The sequence below is a fragment of the Streptomyces sp. DF42 genome (assembly GCF_058267695.1).
Genome location: NZ_CM177859.1, coordinates 2,616,079 through 2,634,636, shown reverse-complemented (window position 1 = coordinate 2,634,636; position 18,558 = coordinate 2,616,079). Strand labels below are relative to the sequence as shown.

Annotated in this window: 17 protein-coding genes; 11 read left to right on the top strand and 6 right to left on the bottom strand. The window is 69.8% G+C overall.

Annotated features, from left to right (window positions below; all coding sequences use genetic code 11):
- Positions 1-11: 11 nt before the first annotated feature.
- Complete coding sequence (locus ACYUED_RS12065) at positions 12-686, bottom strand: DUF3043 domain-containing protein (protein ID WP_491292276.1); 675 nt, start codon at positions 684-686, stop codon at positions 12-14.
- 242 nt (positions 687-928) lie between these two features.
- Between ACYUED_RS12065 and ACYUED_RS12060 the strand changes: the two genes are divergently transcribed.
- The 5 genes from ACYUED_RS12060 (at position 929) to ACYUED_RS12040 (ending at position 6,580) form a co-directional block, all read left to right on the top strand.
- Positions 929-1,696: a PspA/IM30 family protein gene (locus ACYUED_RS12060; RefSeq protein WP_266520206.1), complete on the top strand. Its 768-nt coding sequence runs from the start codon at positions 929-931 to the stop codon at positions 1,694-1,696.
- A 23-nt stretch (positions 1,697-1,719) separates the two neighbouring features.
- Positions 1,720-1,998, top strand: a complete 279-nt coding sequence (gene pspAA, locus ACYUED_RS12055) for a PspA-associated protein PspAA (RefSeq protein WP_491292275.1) — start codon at positions 1,720-1,722, stop codon at positions 1,996-1,998.
- Positions 1,999-2,209: 211 nt separating this feature from the next.
- The gene (locus ACYUED_RS12050) at positions 2,210-3,430 is read left to right on the top strand and encodes a sensor histidine kinase (RefSeq protein ID WP_491292274.1); all 1,221 of its coding nucleotides are present in this window, start codon (positions 2,210-2,212) and stop codon (positions 3,428-3,430) included.
- A 28-nt stretch (positions 3,431-3,458) separates the two neighbouring features.
- A complete protein-coding gene (locus ACYUED_RS12045) occupies positions 3,459-4,145 on the top strand; it encodes a response regulator (protein WP_491292273.1) in 687 nt (228 codons plus the stop codon).
- A gap of 191 nt (positions 4,146-4,336) precedes the next feature.
- A complete protein-coding gene (locus ACYUED_RS12040) occupies positions 4,337-6,580 on the top strand; it encodes a serine/threonine-protein kinase (protein WP_491292272.1) in 2,244 nt (747 codons plus the stop codon).
- A 21-nt stretch (positions 6,581-6,601) separates the two neighbouring features.
- On the opposite strand, the gene nadA is transcribed toward ACYUED_RS12040, so the two are convergent.
- Positions 6,602-7,786, bottom strand: a complete 1,185-nt coding sequence (nadA, locus tag ACYUED_RS12035; protein ID WP_491292271.1) for a quinolinate synthase NadA — start codon at positions 7,784-7,786, stop codon at positions 6,602-6,604.
- Between the two features lie 292 nt (positions 7,787-8,078).
- Between nadA and ACYUED_RS12030 the strand changes: the two genes are divergently transcribed.
- Entirely contained in the window at positions 8,079-8,435 is a 357-nt protein-coding gene (locus ACYUED_RS12030) for an iron-sulfur cluster assembly accessory protein (protein WP_491292270.1), read from the top strand.
- A gap of 96 nt (positions 8,436-8,531) precedes the next feature.
- On the opposite strand, the gene ACYUED_RS12025 is transcribed toward ACYUED_RS12030, so the two are convergent.
- A complete protein-coding gene (locus ACYUED_RS12025) occupies positions 8,532-10,406 on the bottom strand; it encodes a hypothetical protein (protein ID WP_491292269.1) in 1,875 nt (624 codons plus the stop codon).
- Positions 10,407-10,576: 170 nt separating this feature from the next.
- A complete protein-coding gene (locus ACYUED_RS12020) occupies positions 10,577-10,786 on the bottom strand; it encodes a hypothetical protein (RefSeq protein ID WP_491292268.1) in 210 nt (69 codons plus the stop codon).
- Between the two features lie 195 nt (positions 10,787-10,981).
- On the opposite strand from ACYUED_RS12020, the gene ACYUED_RS12015 reads away from it, so the two are divergent.
- Complete coding sequence (locus ACYUED_RS12015) at positions 10,982-11,956, top strand: carbohydrate kinase family protein (RefSeq protein WP_491292267.1); 975 nt, start codon at positions 10,982-10,984, stop codon at positions 11,954-11,956.
- Between the two features lies 1 nt (position 11,957).
- Here ACYUED_RS12015 and ACYUED_RS12010 read toward each other — a convergent pair whose 3' ends face one another.
- On the bottom strand, positions 11,958-13,334 hold the full coding sequence (locus ACYUED_RS12010) for a cysteine desulfurase/sulfurtransferase TusA family protein (protein ID WP_491292266.1): 1,377 nt from the start codon (positions 13,332-13,334) through the stop codon (positions 11,958-11,960).
- A 260-nt stretch (positions 13,335-13,594) separates the two neighbouring features.
- Between ACYUED_RS12010 and ctaC the strand changes: the two genes are divergently transcribed.
- The 4 genes from ctaC to ACYUED_RS11990 all read left to right on the top strand — a co-directional run bounded on the left by ctaC (position 13,595) and on the right by ACYUED_RS11990 (position 18,071).
- Positions 13,595-14,554, top strand: a complete 960-nt coding sequence (gene ctaC, locus ACYUED_RS12005) for an aa3-type cytochrome oxidase subunit II (RefSeq protein WP_491292265.1) — start codon at positions 13,595-13,597, stop codon at positions 14,552-14,554.
- Positions 14,551-16,287, top strand: coding sequence for an aa3-type cytochrome oxidase subunit I (gene ctaD, locus ACYUED_RS12000; protein ID WP_491292263.1), 1,737 nt, complete (start codon positions 14,551-14,553; stop codon positions 16,285-16,287). Before ctaC ends, ctaD begins: the two co-directional genes overlap by 4 nt.
- Positions 16,284-16,682, top strand: a complete 399-nt coding sequence (locus ACYUED_RS11995; RefSeq protein ID WP_266679367.1) for a cytochrome c oxidase subunit 4 — start codon at positions 16,284-16,286, stop codon at positions 16,680-16,682. Before ctaD ends, ACYUED_RS11995 begins: the two co-directional genes overlap by 4 nt.
- A 132-nt stretch (positions 16,683-16,814) precedes the next feature.
- A complete protein-coding gene (locus ACYUED_RS11990) occupies positions 16,815-18,071 on the top strand; it encodes a L,D-transpeptidase (RefSeq protein ID WP_491292262.1) in 1,257 nt (418 codons plus the stop codon).
- 6 nt (positions 18,072-18,077) lie between these two features.
- On the opposite strand, the gene ACYUED_RS11985 is transcribed toward ACYUED_RS11990, so the two are convergent.
- Positions 18,078-18,482: a response regulator gene (locus ACYUED_RS11985; protein WP_491292261.1), complete on the bottom strand. Its 405-nt coding sequence runs from the start codon at positions 18,480-18,482 to the stop codon at positions 18,078-18,080.
- Positions 18,483-18,558 lie beyond the last annotated feature (76 nt).

Sequence of the window (18,558 nt, the reverse complement as noted above, 5' to 3'; positions counted from 1 at the left end):
CGACGTAGCGCTCAGGGCCGCTCTCCGCGCTTGACCTGCGGCTTCGGCAGCCGGAGCCTACGCATCTGGAGGGAGCGCATCAGGGCGTACCGGGTGGCGCCCTTGGTGTTCTGGTCCGGGAAGCGCTCGGCGAGCTGCTTCCTCAGCCGGAAGGCGCTGACACTCGCGTCGAGCACGATGAGCACGATCACCACGAGCCACAGCAGCAGCGCGATGCTCTGCAGCGAGCCCACCCGCACCATGCTCAGCACGAGGATGACCACGGCCATCGGCAGGAAGAACTCCGCGACGTTGAAACGGGAGTCGATCCAGTCACGGGCGAACTTCCGCACCGGCCCCTTGTCACGGGCGGGCAGATAACGCTCGTCACCACCGGCCAGCGCCTGGCGCTGCCGGTCCAGTGCGGCACGCCGCTCGTCACGCTGACGCCTGGAGGCGTCCTTGCGCGTCATCGAGGTGTTGGCGACGCTGCGGCGCTGGGACTGGGCCGCACTGCGCTTGGGCGTGGGCCTGCCCTTCTTGGCCTGAGGGTCACGGGGCTGCTTGGAGTCGGTCAGCGACGCCTTGTCGGCGCCTGCGGCCTTCTCTTCCTTGGAACGGCTACGGAACACAAAACCCAAGGGTACGGGGTGCCCGGGGTTGGACCCCAGCCCCGCGGGGAACGATCCGGCAACACCAGTCGTCATGTAAGGGACAGAGGGGACGTTGCGCGTGCTTCCGGCCCCGGTGTCCGTCAGGGGTTTCCCTGGGGGGACACCTACTCCCTACGCCGGAGCGGGAGCGGTGGCAGTCGTCCTTGGGGATGAGCGCATCCGTCCCCGAACAGTGCGTCAATGGATGCAGGGCCCGTACTGTGGGTCCTGTCGCAGAGCTGGACGTCAGAAGGGGGCGCGCGAAGCCCATGAGCGGTGTCATGAAGCGTATGGGGATGATCTTCCGCGCGAAGGCGAACAAGGCCCTTGACCGGGCCGAGGACCCGCGCGAAACCCTCGATTACTCGTACCAGAAGCAGTTGGAGCTGCTGCAGAAGGTGCGCCGTGGTGTGGCCGACGTGGCCACGTCGCGCAAGCGCCTGGAGCTCCAGCTCAACCAGCTGCAGTCGCAGTCGACGAAGCTGGAGGACCAGGGCCGCAAGGCGCTCGCGCTGGGCCGTGAGGACCTCGCCCGCGAGGCGCTCTCGCGTCGCGCCGCGCTCCAGCAGCAGGTCACCGACCTCGAGACGCAGCACGCGACGCTGCAGGGCGAGGAGGAGAAACTCACTCTGGCGGCCCAGCGGCTCCAGGCCAAGGTCGACGCCTTCCGTACGAAGAAGGAGACGATCAAGGCCACGTACACCGCCGCCCAGGCCCAGACCCGGATCGGCGAGGCCTTCTCCGGCATCTCGGAGGAAATGGGCGACGTGGGCCTGGCGATCCAGCGCGCCGAGGACAAGACGGCGCAGCTGCAGGCCCGGGCCGGCGCCATCGACGAACTCCTCGCCTCGGGCGCCCTCGACGACCAGTCCGGCATGCACAAGGACGAGATCCAGGCCGAGCTGGACCGCATCTCCGGTGGTACGGATGTAGAGCTGGAACTGCAGCGCATGAAGGCCGAACTGGCCGGCGGCTCCTCGTCCCCCCAGGCGATCGAGGGCGGCGCGGGCGGCTCGCAGTCCCAGCAGCAGCCGAAGGACACCCCGCGCTTCGACAAGCAGTAGGGGCCCACGCCGAGGAGGGCGACATGATCGTACGGATCATGGGGGAGGGGCAGGTGAGGCTGGCCGACAGCCACCTCACCGAGCTGAACAAGCTGGACGACGTCCTCCTGCAGGAAATGCAGAACGGCGACGGCCCCGGCTTCCGCCGCACCCTGCAGGCCCTCCTCGCCAAGGTCCGCGAACTGGGCGACCCCCTGCCCGACGACTCCCTGGAACCCTCGGAACTGATCCTCCCGTCCGAGGACGCCACCTTGGAGGAGGTCCGGGACCTGCTGAGCGACGACGGCCTGATCCCCGGGTAGGACACGGGGTGTTCTTCACGCCGGGCCCTTTCAGCCCGCCGGACGGCACATCTCGACGCCGGTCCGGCAATGCCGGCCCGTCCCGCGTCCGAGGACGAGGCCCCTTGAGGGCCGAAGCGGGGGTCCGGGGGCGGCAGCCTCAGGACGCGGCCACCGCAAGGCACGGACACCACCAGTTCCGGCCCGGTCAAGCGACCCGTACTGTTCAGGAGTGAGCGGCACGCTAGAACGCACCAGATGTCGGCTGAAGGCGCACCCCCTCGCGCTGGACGCGACCCTGGCGGCCGGCGTACTCGTCTGCATGGTGGCGGGCTCCTTCGTCGACCCGCACGGCGACGACGGCGTCACCTGGGGCATCCGCACCCCCGACCTCCTCGCCCTCGTGCTCATGGCCCTCGGCGCCCTCGCCCTGGTCTTCCGCCGCCGCGCCCCGAGGACGGTCCTCGCCCTCACCGGCACCGTCGCCCTCGTCGAGTGCGTCGTCGGTGATCCCAGGGCCCCCGTCGCCATGGCAGCGGTCATCGCCCTCTTCACCGTCGCCGCCACCACCGACCGCCCCACCACCTGGCGTCTGGGCCTGCTGACGATGACCGTCCTGACCGGTGCTTCCATGCTGGCCGGCCCCCTGCCCTGGTACGCCCAGGAGAACCTCGCCATCTTCGCCTGGACCGGCATCGGCGCCACCGCCGGCGACGCCGTCCGCAGTCGCCGCGCCGTCGTCCAGGCCATCCGCGAGCGCGCCGAGCGAGCGGAACGCACCCGCGAGGAGGAGGCCCGCCGCCGGGTCGCCGAGGAGCGCCTGCGTATCGCCCGGGACCTGCACGACGTCGTCGCCCACCACATCGCCCTGGTGAACGTGCAGGCCGGCGTGGCCGCGCACGTCATGGACAAGCGCCCCGACCAGGCCAAGGAGGCCCTCGCCCACGTCCGCGAGGCCAGCCGCTCCGCGCTCAACGAGCTCCGCGCCACCGTCGGCCTGTTGCGCCAGTCCGGCGACCCCGAGGCCCCCACCGAACCGGCCCCCGGCCTGGAGCGCCTCGACGAACTCGTCGGCACCTTCCGCAGCGCCGGCCTGCATGTCGAGGTCGCCCGCGCCGACCACGGCACCACCCTCCCCGCCGCCGTCGGTCTGGCCGCCTACCGCGTCATCCAGGAAGCCCTGACCAACGTGCAAAAGCATGCCGGTACGGAGGCGAAGGCCGAGGTCAGCGTCGTACGCGTCGGCCCCAACATCGAGATCACCGTCCTCGACAACGGCTCGGGCGACGACCTCCCCACGAGCGGCGGCGGCCACGGCCTGCTCGGCATGCGCGAGCGGGTCACCGCCCTGCGGGGCACCCTCACCACCGGCCCCCGTTACGGCGGCGGCTTCCGTGTCCACGCGATCCTGCCGGTCAGGACCCGCTCCCGCGCCGCGGAAGACGCCGTATGACACCCCCATCCCCTGCGGAGGACCCCGTATGACGACGATCCGTGTCCTGCTCGCCGACGACCAGGCCCTGCTGCGCAGCGCCTTTCGGGTACTCGTCGACTCCGAGCCCGACATGGAGGTCGTCGGTGAGGCGTCCGACGGTGCGGCGGCGGTGCGGCTGGCCAAGGAGGAGCGGGCCGACGTGGTGCTGATGGACATCCGGATGCCCGGCACCGACGGTCTCGCGGCCACCCGCATGATCAGTGCCGACCCCAGCCTCGCCCAGGTCCGCGTCGTGATCCTGACGACCTTCGAGGTCGACGACTACGTGGTGCAGTCCCTGCGCGCCGGTGCCTCCGGCTTCCTCGGCAAGGGCAGCGAACCGGACGAGCTGCTGAGCGCCATCCGCATCGCGGCCGGCGGCGAGGCGCTGCTCTCCCCGGCCGCCACCAAGGGCCTGATCGCCCGCTTCCTCGCCCAGGGCGACGCCTTGGACGACGGCCGCGACCCGGCCCGCGCCGAGCGGCTCGCCGCCCTCACCGTCCGTGAACGCGAGGTCCTCGTCCAGGTCGCCGGCGGTCACTCCAACGACGAGATCGCCGAACGCCTGGAGGTCTCCCCGCTCACCGTGAAGACCCATGTCAACCGCGCCATGGCCAAGCTGGGCGCCCGCGACAGGGCCCAACTCGTCGTCATCGCCTACGAGTCCGGGCTGGTCCGTCCAAGGGCGCAGTGACCTTCGGCCCGGGCGACGCGTTCAAGAGCCTGGTGCCTGGCGATGCCGGCGGCCTCCGCACCCGCTTCGAAGGAACCGGAGGCCGGCGGTATGTGACGTTCTCGTAGGGACGGCCGGGCCCCGGCCGCCCTCATCTGCTCGCTGCGTATTCTGAGGCCTTCAGTTGCCGTACGTGGGAAAGGGATTCGGGCGTGCCCCTGCGGAAGGACGACCCGAAATCGGTCGGCGGCTACATCTTGGCCGATCGGCTCGGGTCCGGTGGCATGGGCATCGTCTACCGGGGCAGATCCCGCTCCGGCCGCGAGGTCGCCGTCAAGGTGGTGCACGCCCAGTACGCCGAGGACGAGGTCTTCCGGGCCCGCTTCCGCCAGGAGATCGAGCTGGTCCGCAAGGTGAGCGGCGCCTTCACCGCCCCTGTCGTGGACGCCGACCCGGAGGCGGTACGGCCCTGGATGGCCACCCAGTACGTGCCCGGCCGCTCCCTCGCCGAGCGGATCCGTGCGGAGGGCCGGCTGCGCGGCGCCGAACTGCGGCAGCTGGCCCTGGGGTTGGTGGAGGCGCTGCGGGAGATCCACCGGGCCGGGGTCGTGCACCGGGACCTGAAACCCGCCAACGTCCTGATGGCCGAGGACGGCCCCCGCGTCATCGACTTCGGCATCTCCCGCGCGGCCGAGAACCACAACACCCTCACCGAGACCGGGCAGATGATCGGCACCCCGCCCTTCATGTCCCCGGAACAGCTCACCGACGCCCGCACGGTGGGTCCCGCCTCGGACGTCTTCTCGCTCGGCGCCCTGCTGGTGTTCGCCGTCACCGGCCGGGGCCCGTTCGACGCCGACAGCCCCTATCTGACCGCCTACCGGGTGGTCCACAACGACCCTGTGCTGGAAGGGGTGGCCCGTCCGCTGCGCACCGTCCTGGAGCGTTGCCTGGCCAAGGACGCCAAGGACCGGCCCGAACTCGACGAACTGGCCCACGAGTTCGCGGCGGTCCTGCCCGAGCCCACGGAGGACGAGCCGCTCACGATGACCCTGCGTCCGCCCGCGCCGCGGGCCGCCGCGGAGACCGGCCCGGGGATCGCGTCCGGCGGCACCACCACTGCCGGCTCCGGCCGCCGCGGCCGTATACGTCCGTTGTGGGCCGCGGTCGGCACGGTCGGCGCGCTGGGCTTGGGGCTGCTGGGCTACATCCGGTTCGGACCGGGGTTTTCGGACTCCCCGCCGGCGAGCCCCGCCTCGTCCGCCTCGTCTTCTGCCTCGTCCCGCTGGTCGGCGCTCCCGGCCGGCTGGAAGCCGTGGCAGACGGGGGTGACCGAAACCGCCGCGAGCGGAGCGACGAAGGCGCCGGACGTGCACGGCACGGACATGGCGCCGCGCTGCGCGGTGGACCAGGGCTCCGTCTACTGCGGCGGCAACGCACTCCTCCCGGAACGGATCGACGCCGCCACCGGCACGATCCTCTGGCGCGCCGACATCGCGCCCGCCGGGCTCCCGGCCGACCGGTACGTCTCGTCGGTCGTCGGGGCCGAGGGCGACGTGGTGCTCGTCCAACTGCTCGTCAACAACGAGTCCGGCTTCACCCAGGAACAGTCCCTCGTCGCCCTCGACCGCGACAGCGGCGGAAGACTCTGGTCCCGGAAGGTGTACAACGGCAGCCCGGGGTCGATCCACGTCGCCGGACTGGTCCTCATGCTGGAGGCCGACGGCCGGTCGGTGACCGCCCGCTCGGCGGCCGACGGCAAGGAGCGCTGGAAGACGTCCCTGCCGGCGAAGCACTTCTGCACCCTGCTCGACCTGGGGAACCGTCCGTACGTCGAGTGCGTCACCGACTCGGCGGACGACGACACGGAGTTCATCGTCATCGACCCCTCCGACGGCTCCGCGCGGCGCCTGGCCTCACCCGCGGACAGCGGCAGCTTCGTCGGCGCCCTCGACGGGAAGCTGCTGTTCGTGGAGTCGGACGCGGACGCGGTCGCGGTGAGCAAGGACCTGACGTACACCCGTATCGTGCGCGTCGACCCCGAGAGCGGGAAGCGCGAGGTGACACCGCTGCCCCAGCGGTACCGGGGGACCGTGGCCCTGGCACGCGGCACGCTCTACTTCTCCACGTCCAGCGGCCTGGTGACCGCCGTCTCGCCGCTGACGGGAGCGCGGGTCTGGGAGTCCCGCACCACCCTGGAGTCGGCCGGCCGGGTCTCGGTGGACGCCGGCGGGCGCACCGCGTACATGGCCGGCGCGAGCGGACGGGTGGCGGCCCTGGACGCGGCGCGGGGCACCGTGCTGTGGGAGACCGCCGCCCGTGCCGAGGTGCTGGCCAGTGGGCTGGAGCCCGTCGTGCTGTTCGAGAAGGGCGCCCTGGTGGTGGCGACCGCCGACGGCACGATCTTCACCCTCGACCCGGCCCACCCCCACCGGACAGCCGTCCCGGCGGGGTGAGCGCGGGCCTCGGCCCACGGGCTACGGCAGCGCCAGCATCCGCTCCAGCGCGAGCTTCGCGAACGCCTCGGTCTCCTTGTCGACCTCGATCCGGTTGACCAGGTTGCCCTCGGCCAGCGACTCCAGGGCCCAGACCAGGTGGGGGAGGTCGATGCGGTTCATGGTCGAGCAGAAGCAGACCGTCTTGTCGAGGAAGACGATCTCCTTGCCCTCGGCGGCGAAACGGTTCGCGAGGCGTCGTACGAGATTGAGTTCGGTTCCGATGGCCCACTTGGAGCCTGCCGGAGCCGCCTCCAGCGCCTTGATGATGTACTCCGTCGAACCGACGTGGTCGGCCGCGGCGACGACCTCGTGCCTGCACTCCGGGTGGACGAGGACGTTCACGCCCGGGATGCGCTCGCGCACGTCGTTGACCGAGTCCAGCGAGAACCGGCCGTGCACCGAGCAGTGGCCGCGCCACAGGATCATCTTCGCGGCGCGCAGCTCGTCCGCCGTCAGCCCGCCGTTCGGCTTGTGCGGGTTGTAGAGGACGCAGTCCTCCAGGGACATGCCCAGGTCGCGGACGGCGGTGTTGCGACCGAGGTGCTGGTCGGGCAGGAACAGCACCTTCTCGCCCTGCTCGAAGGCCCAGTCGAGGGCCTTCTCGGCGTTGGACGAGGTGCAGATCGTGCCGCCGTGCTTTCCGGTGAACGCCTTGATGTCGGCGGACGAGTTCATGTACGAGACGGGCACGACCTGCTCGGCCACGCCGGCCTCGGTCAGCACGTCCCAGCACTCGGCGACCTGCTCGGCCGTCGCCATGTCGGCCATCGAGCAGCCGGCGGCGAGGTCGGGCAGGACCACCTTCTGGTCGTCCGACGTCAGGATGTCCGCGGACTCCGCCATGAAGTGCACGCCGCAGAACACGATGTACTCGGCCTCCGGACGCGCCGCCGCGTCCCGGGCCAGCTTGAACGAGTCACCCGTGACGTCGGCGAACTGGATGACCTCGTCGCGCTGGTAGTGGTGGCCGAGCACGAAGACCTTGTCGCCGAGCTTCTCCTTGGCCGCGCGGGCGCGTGCCACGAGGTCCGGGTCGGACGGCGAGGGCAGGTCGCCGGGACACTCGACGCCGCGCTCGCTCTTCGGGTCGGCCTCACGGCCGAGGAGCAGCAGGGCAAGAGGAGTCGGCTGTACGTCGAGCTCCGGGGTCTGGGCGGTGGTCACGACACCTACCCTTTCTGTTCTGCGGATATTCTCTGCGGGAGTGCTTTTCGTCGAACTGACGTTATCTATGATAACCCGGTTCACGTCAGTTTGACGATGGTCATAACGTCGATGTGACATGAATCCCGGTGCCGTGCCGGAGGGGGCCGCTGGGTCGCTGTTCGCTTCGTCGCGGGTGTGCGAGCATGAAAGAACAGGCGAAAAGACAAGTTGCCCGGCTCGGAATGAATCCGTGCCTCCGGCGGTTGAAAACGTCGGCAAGCAGTCTCCGTACAACCCGGGAGAGATGTAGATGTCCGTATCGGACGAGACCAGCACCGTCACCGACGGCATCATCCTGTCCGACGCCGCCGCGGCGAAGGTCAAGGCCCTGCTCGACCAGGAAGGCCGTGACGACCTGGCCCTGCGTGTCGCCGTCCAGCCCGGCGGCTGCTCCGGCCTGCGCTACCAGCTCTTCTTCGACGAGCGGTCCCTCGACGGCGACGTGGTCAAGGACTTCGACGGCGTCAAGGTGGTCACCGACCGCATGAGTGCCCCGTACCTGGGCGGCGCGTCCGTCGACTTCGTCGACACGATCGAGAAGCAGGGCTTCACGATCGACAACCCGAACGCGACGGGCTCCTGCGCCTGCGGCGACTCCTTCAGCTAGGCCCCGCCGACCGGCCGAGGCCCGCTGGACAACTGAACATGCCGAAGGCGGCGGCCCCCTCCGACAGGGCCGCCGCCTTCGCGTTTCTCCGGGCGGCTACTGCACCCCGGCCGCAGCCCGCGGCAGTCGCGCTCCCGGCTTCACCAGCGCGATCCCCTTGCCGTCCGAGCCCACGACCTTCCGGTCACCGAGCGGTTCGTCCAGCTGCACGGTCTTCTGGAACTCCTTGGCGATCATGATGCAGATCTTGCCCTTCCAGGGCTTCTCGGTCACCGTGACGGTCACCTCGTCCGCGCTCTCGCTCGCCTTCGCCGTGTAGTCGGCGCACACGCCGCCCGTGAAGCTCACGGTCAGCTCCTTGCCGTCCGCCGTGTAGCCGTCCACCTTGACGTCCCGGGTGGCCGGCGCCGAGGTCGGCTCGTCGCCCGGGGGCGTCGCCGACGTGGTCGGCTCCGGGGACTCGGTGGCCGAGGCCGACGCCAGGTACTTCGGGTCGACGGCCGGATACGTCACCGTGAAACCGTGCTGCGTGCCCGCGCCCTTCACCTCGAACAGCCAGGACGGCACCAGCGTCTGCCGCCCGTCCACCGCCCGCGTGGCCAGCCCGAACACCGCGCCGTCGACCGTGACGGTCTCCTTCGCCGGCGTCGCACCGGCCCCCGAGGTCGACTGCCCGCAGGGCGCTTCCAGCCGGTCCTTCAGCGGTACGGGGCTGGCGCAGCCGCCGATGCCCATGCGGTGGTCGGTCGTGGGCGCCGAGTTCATCAGCTCCAGCGTCTTCTTCGCGCCCAGCACGGGATACGTGTCGCCCTTGGCCGGTGCCTTCAACTGACCGCTGCCGCCGACCACTTCGCCCTGTGTGCTCACCGTCAGCCCGGTCGTCCAGCCGTATGTGGGCAGCCCGCCGACCAACGGGTTCGCGTTCACCGCCCGCTGGGCGCCCATGACCTGGCTCGCGTCCACCTTCGCGTCGTCCTGACCGACCGCCTTCAGCACGGGCGCCGCGGCCTTCTTCGCGGCCGCCTCGCTCACCGTGGCGCCGGCCGGGTTCGCCGGATCCTTGGTGCATGCGGTGATGCTCTGGCAGGCGTCGGTGCCGGCCGCGTACCGGTGGAACGTCCAGGTCCCCGGCGCCTGCCTGTCCACCACGAGGCTCGGCCCCGACCCGTCCCCCGCGGGCCCGACCTGCCAGGCCTGTCCCTGCGCCACCGGCGCCCCGGCCAGACCGAGGGACTTCGCCAGCCGGGCCACCTCGTCCTTGGTGACCTGACCGGCCGCCCGGTACACGGGCGCGGAGCCGGGGCCGGCGGGCAGCGTGCCGTCGACCTTGTACGTCACGCCGTACGGGTTGGGCTCCCCGGGCGCGATCCCGTTCGAACCGCCCTCGGAGTAGCCGTCGAGCGCGAGTGGCGGGGGCGTGCTGTCGTCGCCGGAGGCCCCGGAGCCCGTACGACCGCCGGACCCCCCGGTGGCGGATGCGGTGAGATAGGCCCCGCCGCCTCCCACGAGCAGCACGGCGGCGGCGACGGAGGCGATGAGCACGGGGGAGCGGCGGGCGGGCGGCCGGGGGTGGTCCGTACCCGGTTCGGGGGTGGCGTCGGGGATGCCGTCGTCACCTTCGTCAGCCGGGGGAATCCGGGCGGCCTCGGCGTCGTCTTCGTCAGCCGCGGGAGACTCGGCGTCACCCTCGTCAGCCGCGGGAGCCGCGACGGCTTCGGCGTCACCCTCGTCAGCCGCGGGAGCCGCGACGGCTTCGGCGTCACGTTCGTCAGCCGTGGAAGCCTCGGCGGCCTCGGTCTCCTCGACCTGGGCGCCGTCGGCCCGTGTGCCCTCCCCCTGGGCGCCGGAACCGAGGGCGCCGGCACCCTCGGCGCCCTGTCCGGCCACGGCACCCTGCTCCGCCGCGGAGCCGGTGTCGCCCGGCTCCTCGTCGGAGCCGTCGGCGTCGTTGTCGGGTCGCTCGGTGTTCACCGCATCGCTCCTTCTGCTGCACTGCTGTCCCATGACCCTGACCCGGCCCTGTCAAAACGGCCTGCTGGAGGGTCGTATCGCGCATCCCCTTTACGGGGGACGGCGATGGGACGCAGTGGGGGAGCGCGCGGTTCCCTCGAACGCGCCGATCGGGTACCACCGAGCCGGGTTCAGTCGCCGTAGTCCGACATCGCGTCCAGCAGGTGGGCCGACTTCGACGGCACCTTCACCCCGTGGATGAGTGACGGGGAGACCGGAAGGGAAGTGATCCGGTCGGGAGCGGCCCAGTGGGGGACCATCCGGGCACAGTCGCCGCGCAGCGACGCGAGGTCGCCTTCCAGGTCGACCGGGACCGGGGCATGGACCTTGAGGTTCGTCATAGCGGAACCGTATGCACGTACCAGCCTGCGAAGAAAGATCTACTATCGGGTAGTTTCGGCCACTTCAGAGCCCCTCTTCAGCGCCCCGCTACGACCCGGTAGCGTGAAGTGTCAATCCGCCCTCCCGTCTCCCGCCACCGCCCCTCCAACGAGCGCTATCGCGCGCCCCCTTGATTCCACAGGAGAGTCCCCGCCGTGCGCATCGCAGTCACCGGCTCCATCGCCACCGACCACCTCATGACCTTCCCCGGCCGCTTCGCCGACCAGCTCGTCGCGGACCAGCTGCACACGGTCTCGCTCTCCTTCCTGGTCGACAACCTCGACGTACGCCGGGGCGGTGTCGGCGCGAACATCGCCTTCGGCATGGGCCAGCTCGGCACGCAGCCGATCCTGGTCGGTGCCGCGGGCTCCGACTTCGCCGAGTACCGCGACTGGCTGGACCGGCACGGCGTCGACACCGGCTCGGTCCGCATCTCCGAGACCCTGCACACCGCCCGCTTCGTGTGCACCACGGACGCCGACCACAACCAGATCGGCTCCTTCTACACGGGCGCGATGAGCGAGGCCCGCCTGATCGAGCTGAAGACCGTCGCGGACCGCGTGGGCGGCCTGGACCTGGTCCTGATCGGCGCCGACGACCCCGAGGGCATGCTCCGGCACACCGAGGAGTGCCGTTCCCGGTCGATCCCCTTCGCCGCGGACTTCTCCCAGCAGATCGCCCGGATGAACGGCGACGAGATCCGGATACTGCTGGAGGGCGCCACGTACCTCTTCTCGAACGAGTACGAGAAGGGCCTCATCGAGTCCAAGACCGGCTGGAGCGACGAGCAGATCCTCGCCAAGGTCGGCCACCGCATCACCACCCTCGGCTCCCGCGGAGTCCGCGTCGAGCGCAAGGGCGAGGACCCGATCGAGGTCGGCTGCGCGCAGGAGGAGCGCAAGGCCGACCCCACGGGCGTCGGTGACGCCTTCCGCGCCGGCTTCCTCTCCGGCCTGGCCTGGGGCGTCTCCATGGAGCGCGCGGCCCAGGTCGGCTGCATGCTCGCCACGCTCGTCATCGAGACGGTCGGCACCCAGGAGTACCAGCTGCGCCGCGGTCACTTCATGGACCGCTTCGCCAAGGCGTACGGCGACGAGGCGGCGGCCGAGGTCCAGAAGCACCTGGCCTGAGCTACGACACCCGGCGGACCAGGTACGCGGAGCCCTGGTCCGCCGGCTCCTCGCCCAGGTACTCCTGCCCCCGCATCTCGCACCACGCCGGAATGTCCAGCCGCGCCGCCTCGTCGTCGGACAGCACCCGCACCGTGCCGCCCACCGGGACGCCTCCGATGACCTTGGCGAGTTCGATGACGGGGATCGGGCAGCGCCTGCCGAGAGCGTCGACGACGAGAACGTCCTGCTGCACGGCCGTGGCCAGGTCCGAAGCCCCGAGCTTCTCCCGCACCCCCGCCACCGCCCCCGGCAACACCTCCAGGAACCGCTCCACTTCCTCCCGGGTCGTCCCCGTCGGCAAAGAAACCCGCACATTCCCCTCACTCAGCACCCCCATCGCCTTCAGCACATGGCTCGGTGTCAGCGTGCTGCTCGTACAGGACGATCCGGACGAGACGGAGAAACCCTCCCGGTCGAGCTCGTGGAGCAGTGTCTCCCCGTCGACATAGAGACAGGAGAAGGTGACGATCCCCGGCAGTCGCCGCTCCGGATCCCCGACCACCTCCACGTCCGGCACCGACTGCGCCACCCGCACCCGGATCCGCTCCGTCAGTTCCCGCAGCCGTACCGCCTCTTGCGCCGCCTCCGCGCGCACCGCCCGCAGGGAAGCCGCTGCCGCGACAATGGCAGGCAGGTTCTCGAAGCCCGGCGCCCGGCCCGACTCCCGCTCGTCCACGGGCCCTCGCGGCGCGAACCGCACCCCTTTCCGTACGACGAGCAGTCCCACCCCCGAGGGCCCACCCCACTTGTGGGCACTGGCCGCGAGCAGCGACCAGTCACCCTCGACCGGCCCCCACCCCAACGACTGCGCCGCATCCACCAACAGCGGCACCCCGGCCTCCCGGCACACGGCGGCCACGTCGGCCACCGGCTGCTCGGTCCCCACCTCGTGATTGGCGGACTGAAGACAGGCGAGCGCGGTGTCGGGCCGCAGAGCGGCGGCGTACGACTCCGGCGCCGCCCTGCCCGTCCGGTCCACCGCGATCCGTGTGACACTCCCGCCGCCGGCCTCGTGCGTGTCAGCCGCATGGAGCACCGAGGAATGTTCGACCGCCGACACGATCAGGTGACCCCCGATCCGGTGACGCCCGGCCAGCGCCCCCGCGATTCCCGCATGCACGGCGCGGGTTCCGGAAGAGGTGAAAACCAGTTCGTCGGTACGGCACCCCACGGCCTCGGCAGCCGCCTCCCGCGCCGCATCCAGCAACATCCGAGCCCGCCGCCCCTCCCGATGGAGACGCGCGGGATCGGCCCACCCTTCATCCAGGGAGGCCAACAACGCCTGACGGGCAACGGGATGGAGGGGAGCGGAGGAAGCGGCGTCGAGATAGGACATACGCAAACGCTAAGACGTTCCTGGTTGCAGTCGACCCATTGGGGCGCGGGGAACCGCGCGACAAGCCGCAACGAACCCGCAGCCGCCAATCCAGCGAACCCACTGAGTGACTAGGCACCCCTCCCCGCGACCCCCTGGAACGCGTCGGCTAGGGTTTGGTCCGCATAAACATCCAAACCCCTGCCCGACGCAGGGCGGCGACCGACCAGCGAGAAGGCCGCAGCCAATACGCGCGGGCGAGACTCTCGGGAAGGCGCTACGTGAGTCCCAACGGCTCCGACCGCTCGCCGCGGCGCCCGATGCGGCGGAAGCTGCTGCAGGCAATGACCGCGGGCCTGGTCCTGGCGACCGCCACCGGTTGCACATACAAGGACTTCCCCCGCCTTGGTATGCCCACCCCCGTCACGGAAGAGGCTCCGCGGATCCTCTCCCTGTGGCAGGGTTCCTGGGCGGCCGCGCTGGCCACCGGCGTGCTGGTGTGGGGCCTGATCCTGTGGGCGACCATCTTCCACCGGCGCAGCCGGACCAAGGTCGAGGTTCCTCCGCAGACCCGGTACAACATGCCGATCGAGGCGCTGTACACGGTCGTTCCGCTCGTCATCGTCTCGGTGCTGTTCTACTTCACGGCACGTGACGAGACGAAGCTCCTCAGCCTCGACAAGAAGCCGGACGTCACGGTGAACGTCGTCGGCTTCCAGTGGAGCTGGGGCTTCAACTACATCGAGCCCGTCGACGGTTCCACCGGTGACGCGAAGACCGACAAGAACCTGGCCGCGATCCCGGACCGGTTCAAGAACGACTTCCCGGCCAACGCCGGCGGAGTCTACGACGTCGGCACGCCCGCGACGAAGAACCCGCAGACCGGTAACCCGGGCCCCACGCTGTGGCTGCCCGAGGGGAAGACGGTCCGCTTCGTCCTCACCTCGCGTGACGTCATCCACTCCTTCTGGGTGGTGCCGTTCCTGATGAAGATGGACGTCATCCCAGGCCACACCAATGCCTTCCAGGTGGTCCCCAACAAGGAGGGCACCTTCCTGGGCAAGTGCGCCGAGCTCTGCGGCGTCGACCACTCCCGGATGCTGTTCAACGTGAAGGTCGTCTCCCCTGAGCGCTACGAGCAGCACCTCAAGGACCTCGCCAAGAAGGGGCAGACCGGTTACGTTCCCGCCGGCATCGCGCAGACGAGCCACGAGAAGAACCGGGAGACGAACAACCTGTGAGCATCGTCAACGAACCCCAGGGTGCCCCGGCAGGTGAGGGGCACTACTCAGACGAACTGCCGGTCCGGCGCAAGCAGCCCGGCAACGTCGTGATCAAGTGGCTCACCACCACTGACCACAAGACGATCGGGACGCTCTATCTCGTCACGTCGTTCGCGTTCTTCCTGATCGGCGGCGTCATGGCGCTGCTGATGCGTGCCGAGCTCGCCCGGCCGGGTCTGCAGATCATGTCGAACGAGCAGTTCAACCAGGCGTTCACGATGCACGGCACGATCATGCTGCTGATGTTCGCGACGCCGCTGTTCGCCGGCTTCACGAACTGGATCATGCCGCTGCAGATCGGCGCGCCCGACGTGGCGTTCCCGCGGCTGAACATGTTCGCCTACTGGCTCTACCTGTTCGGCTCGACGATCGCGGTCGGCGGCTTCCTCACCCCCTCGGGTGCGGCCGACTTCGGCTGGTTCGCCTACTCCCCGCTGTCGGACGCGGTGCGCTCCCCGGGCATCGGCGCCGACCTGTGGATCATGGGTCTGGCCTTCTCCGGCTTCGGCACCATCCTCGGTGCGGTCAACTTCATCACCACCATCATCTGCATGCGCGCGCCCGGCATGACCATGTTCCGCATGCCGATCTTCGTGTGGAACGTGCTGCTGACCGCGGTGCTGGTGCTGCTCGCCTTCCCCGTCCTGGCCGCCGCGCTGTTCGCGCTGGAGGCGGATCGGAAATTCGGGGCACATGTCTTCGACGCGGCCAACGGCGGAGCGCTGCTGTGGCAACACCTCTTCTGGTTCTTCGGCCATCCAGAGGTGTACATCATCGCGCTGCCGTTCTTCGGCATCATCTCCGAGGTCATCCCGGTCTTCTCCCGCAAGCCGATGTTCGGCTACATGGGCCTGATCGGCGCGACCATCGCGATCGCCGGCCTGTCCGTGACGGTGTGGGCCCACCACATGTACGTCACCGGCGGTGTGCTGCTGCCGTTCTTCTCCTTCATGACGTTCCTCATCGCCGTACCGACCGGCGTGAAGTTCTTCAACTGGATCGGAACGATGTGGAAGGGGTCCCTGAGTTTCGAGACCCCGATGCTCTGGGCCACCGGCTTCCTGGTCACCTTCACCTTCGGCGGCCTCACCGGCGTCATCCTGGCCTCGCCGCCGATGGACTTCCATGTGTCCGACTCGTACTTCGTGGTGGCGCACTTCCACTACGTGGTGTTCGGCACCGTCGTCTTCGCGATGTTCTCCGGCTTCCACTTCTGGTGGCCGAAGATGACCGGGAAGATGCTGGACGAGCGGCTCGGCAAGATCACGTTCTGGACGCTGTTCATCGGCTTCCACGGCACCTTCCTGGTCCAGCACTGGCTGGGCGCCGAGGGCATGCCCCGTCGTTACGCGGACTACCTCGCGGCCGACGGCTTCACCGCCCTGAACACGATCTCGACGATCAGCTCGTTCCTGCTCGGCATGTCGATCCTGCCGTTCCTCTACAACGTGTGGAAGACGGCCAAGTACGGCAAGCCGGTCGGCGTCGACGACCCGTGGGGCTACGGCCGCTCGCTGGAGTGGGCCACCTCGTGCCCGCCGCCGCGGCACAACTTCCTCACCCTGCCGCGGATCCGCAGTGAATCCCCGGCGTTCGACCTGCATCACCCTGAGATCGCCGCTCTCGACCAGCTCGAGAACGCGCCTCACGGTGAGAAGGCTCTGGCTGGTGGCAAGGAGGCCGGCAAGTGAAGGTTCAGGGCAAGATGTTCATGTGGCTGAGCGTCTTCGTCCTCGCCATGGCGGTCGTCTATGGCGTGTGGTCGAAGGAGCCGGCCGGTACCACGGCCCTCTTCCTGGCGTTCGGTCTGTGCATCATGGTCGGCTTCTACCTGGGCTTCACGGCCCGGCGGGTCGACGCGGGTGCCATGGACAACAGGGACGCGGACGTCGCGGACGACGCCGGCGAGGTCGGGTTCTTCAGCCCGCACAGCTGGCAGCCGCTCGCCCTCGGTTTCGGTGGCGCGCTGGCCTTCCTGTCGATCGCGATCGGCTGGTGGCTGCTGTACTTCTCCGCTCCGATCATCATGATCGGCCTCTACGGCTGGGTCTTCGAGTACTACCGCGGTGAGAACCGCACCCAGTAGCACGCGCAGAGCGCAACAGGGGCCCGGACACTCCGTCAGGAGCGTCCGGGCTCCTGCGTTTGCCGCAATACCGTTCGCTCGAACGAGTCACCCGGCGCGCCGTGCTTGACGAACGTCCCTAGCGTGAGGGACATGAACCACTCTCCGCGCACCCGCATCGTCGTCAGCTGCACGCTGCTGGTGATCGCCCTCGGCGCGGGCGGCACCTCTTGCAGCAGCGGCGGCAACCCGCTGACCGACAAGCCGTACGACGCGACGGACCAGATCTCCTTCAAGGGCCCCACGGGAGACGGGAAGAAGGCCGACCCGGACAAGCCCCTGGAGGTCACCGCCGACGACGACCGCATCACCGACGTCACGGCCGTGGACGCCACAGGCCGCTATGTGACGGGCGAACTCTCCGCCGACGGCTCCCGCTGGCGCAGCACCTCCCCGCTCGCCGCCAACGCGCACTACACGGTGCGGGTGAGCACGGAGGACGACGACGGGGCACCGGGACGCAAGGTCCTCGACTTCGACACCACCACGCCCACCACCAAGAAGCGCCTTGGCGTGACGTTCGGGCCCAAGTCGGGGACGTACGGCGTCGGCCAGCCCGTCACCGCCGAACTCGACAAGCCCGTCAAGGACAAGGCACAACGGGCCGTCGTCGAACGGGCCCTACGGGTGGACGCCGTGCCCGCGGTGCAGGGCGCCTGGCACTGGGTGAGCGACAAGGAACTCCACTACCGCCCCAAGGACTACTGGCCCGCCCAGGCCACCGTCCAGGTCCACAGCGACCTCGACGGCGTCAAGGTCGGCGACCGCCTGTGGGGCACCAAGAGCAAGGCGCTGAAGCTCACCATCGGCGACAGCATCGTCGCCGTCACCGACGCGGCGTCGCACTCCATGACGGTCTACAAGAACGGTGAGGACATAAAAGAACTCCCCGTCACCACCGGCAAGCCCGGCTTCGACACCCGCAACGGCGTCAAGGTGGTCCTGGGCAAGCAGTACTTCGTACGTATGCGCAGCGCCACGGTCGGCATCGCCGAGGGCAGCTCGGACTCGTACGACCTGCCCGTCTACTACGCGACCCGGCTGACCTGGAGCGGCGAGTACGTGCACGCCGCGCCCTGGTCCGTCGGCTCCCAGGGCTACGCCAACGTCAGCCACGGCTGCACCGGCATGAGCACCAGCAACGCCGAGTGGTTCTTCGACACCGTCCACGAGGGCGACGTGGTGAAGGTCGTCAACTCGGGCGGCGACACCATGGAGCCCTTCGGCAACGGCTTCGGTGACTGGAACCTCACCTGGCAGAACTGGCGCACCGGCAGCGCGCTGGTCGCCGGCACGCCCGACGGCCCGAGCTCGGCGGAGCGAGCCCGGCTCAGGCCGCAGAGCGTCTGAGCAGCTCTAGGCGCTCTGCTGAAGCCTCTTCTGCCGCAGCAGGGAGGCCAACGCGGCAGCGAACTCCACCGGATCCGCAGGGAGCGTCACAGCCGCGTCCGCACGGCTCCAGGTCGCCAGCCACGCGTCCTGCGGCCGGCCGATCAGCAGCAGCACCGGCGGGCAGTTGAACACCTCGTCCTTGAGCTGGCGGCACAGGCCCATGCCGCCCATGGGCACGGCCTCGCCGTCCAGGACACAGACGTCGATCCCGCCCCTGTCCAGCTCCTTGAGGACGGCCGCCTGCGTCGCGCATTCCAGGAACTCGACGACGGGAGCGTCCGGCGCAGGCCTGCGTCCGGTCGCCAACCGGACTTGTTCGCGGGTGTTGGAGTCATCGCTGTAGACCAGCACCGTGGCGGTCGCCTGCATCGTTCCTCCGCATCGTTGGTCGGGAACATCGGTTACCGATGGGGCGGATGCTACTCCCATGAACACCGAGTCAACA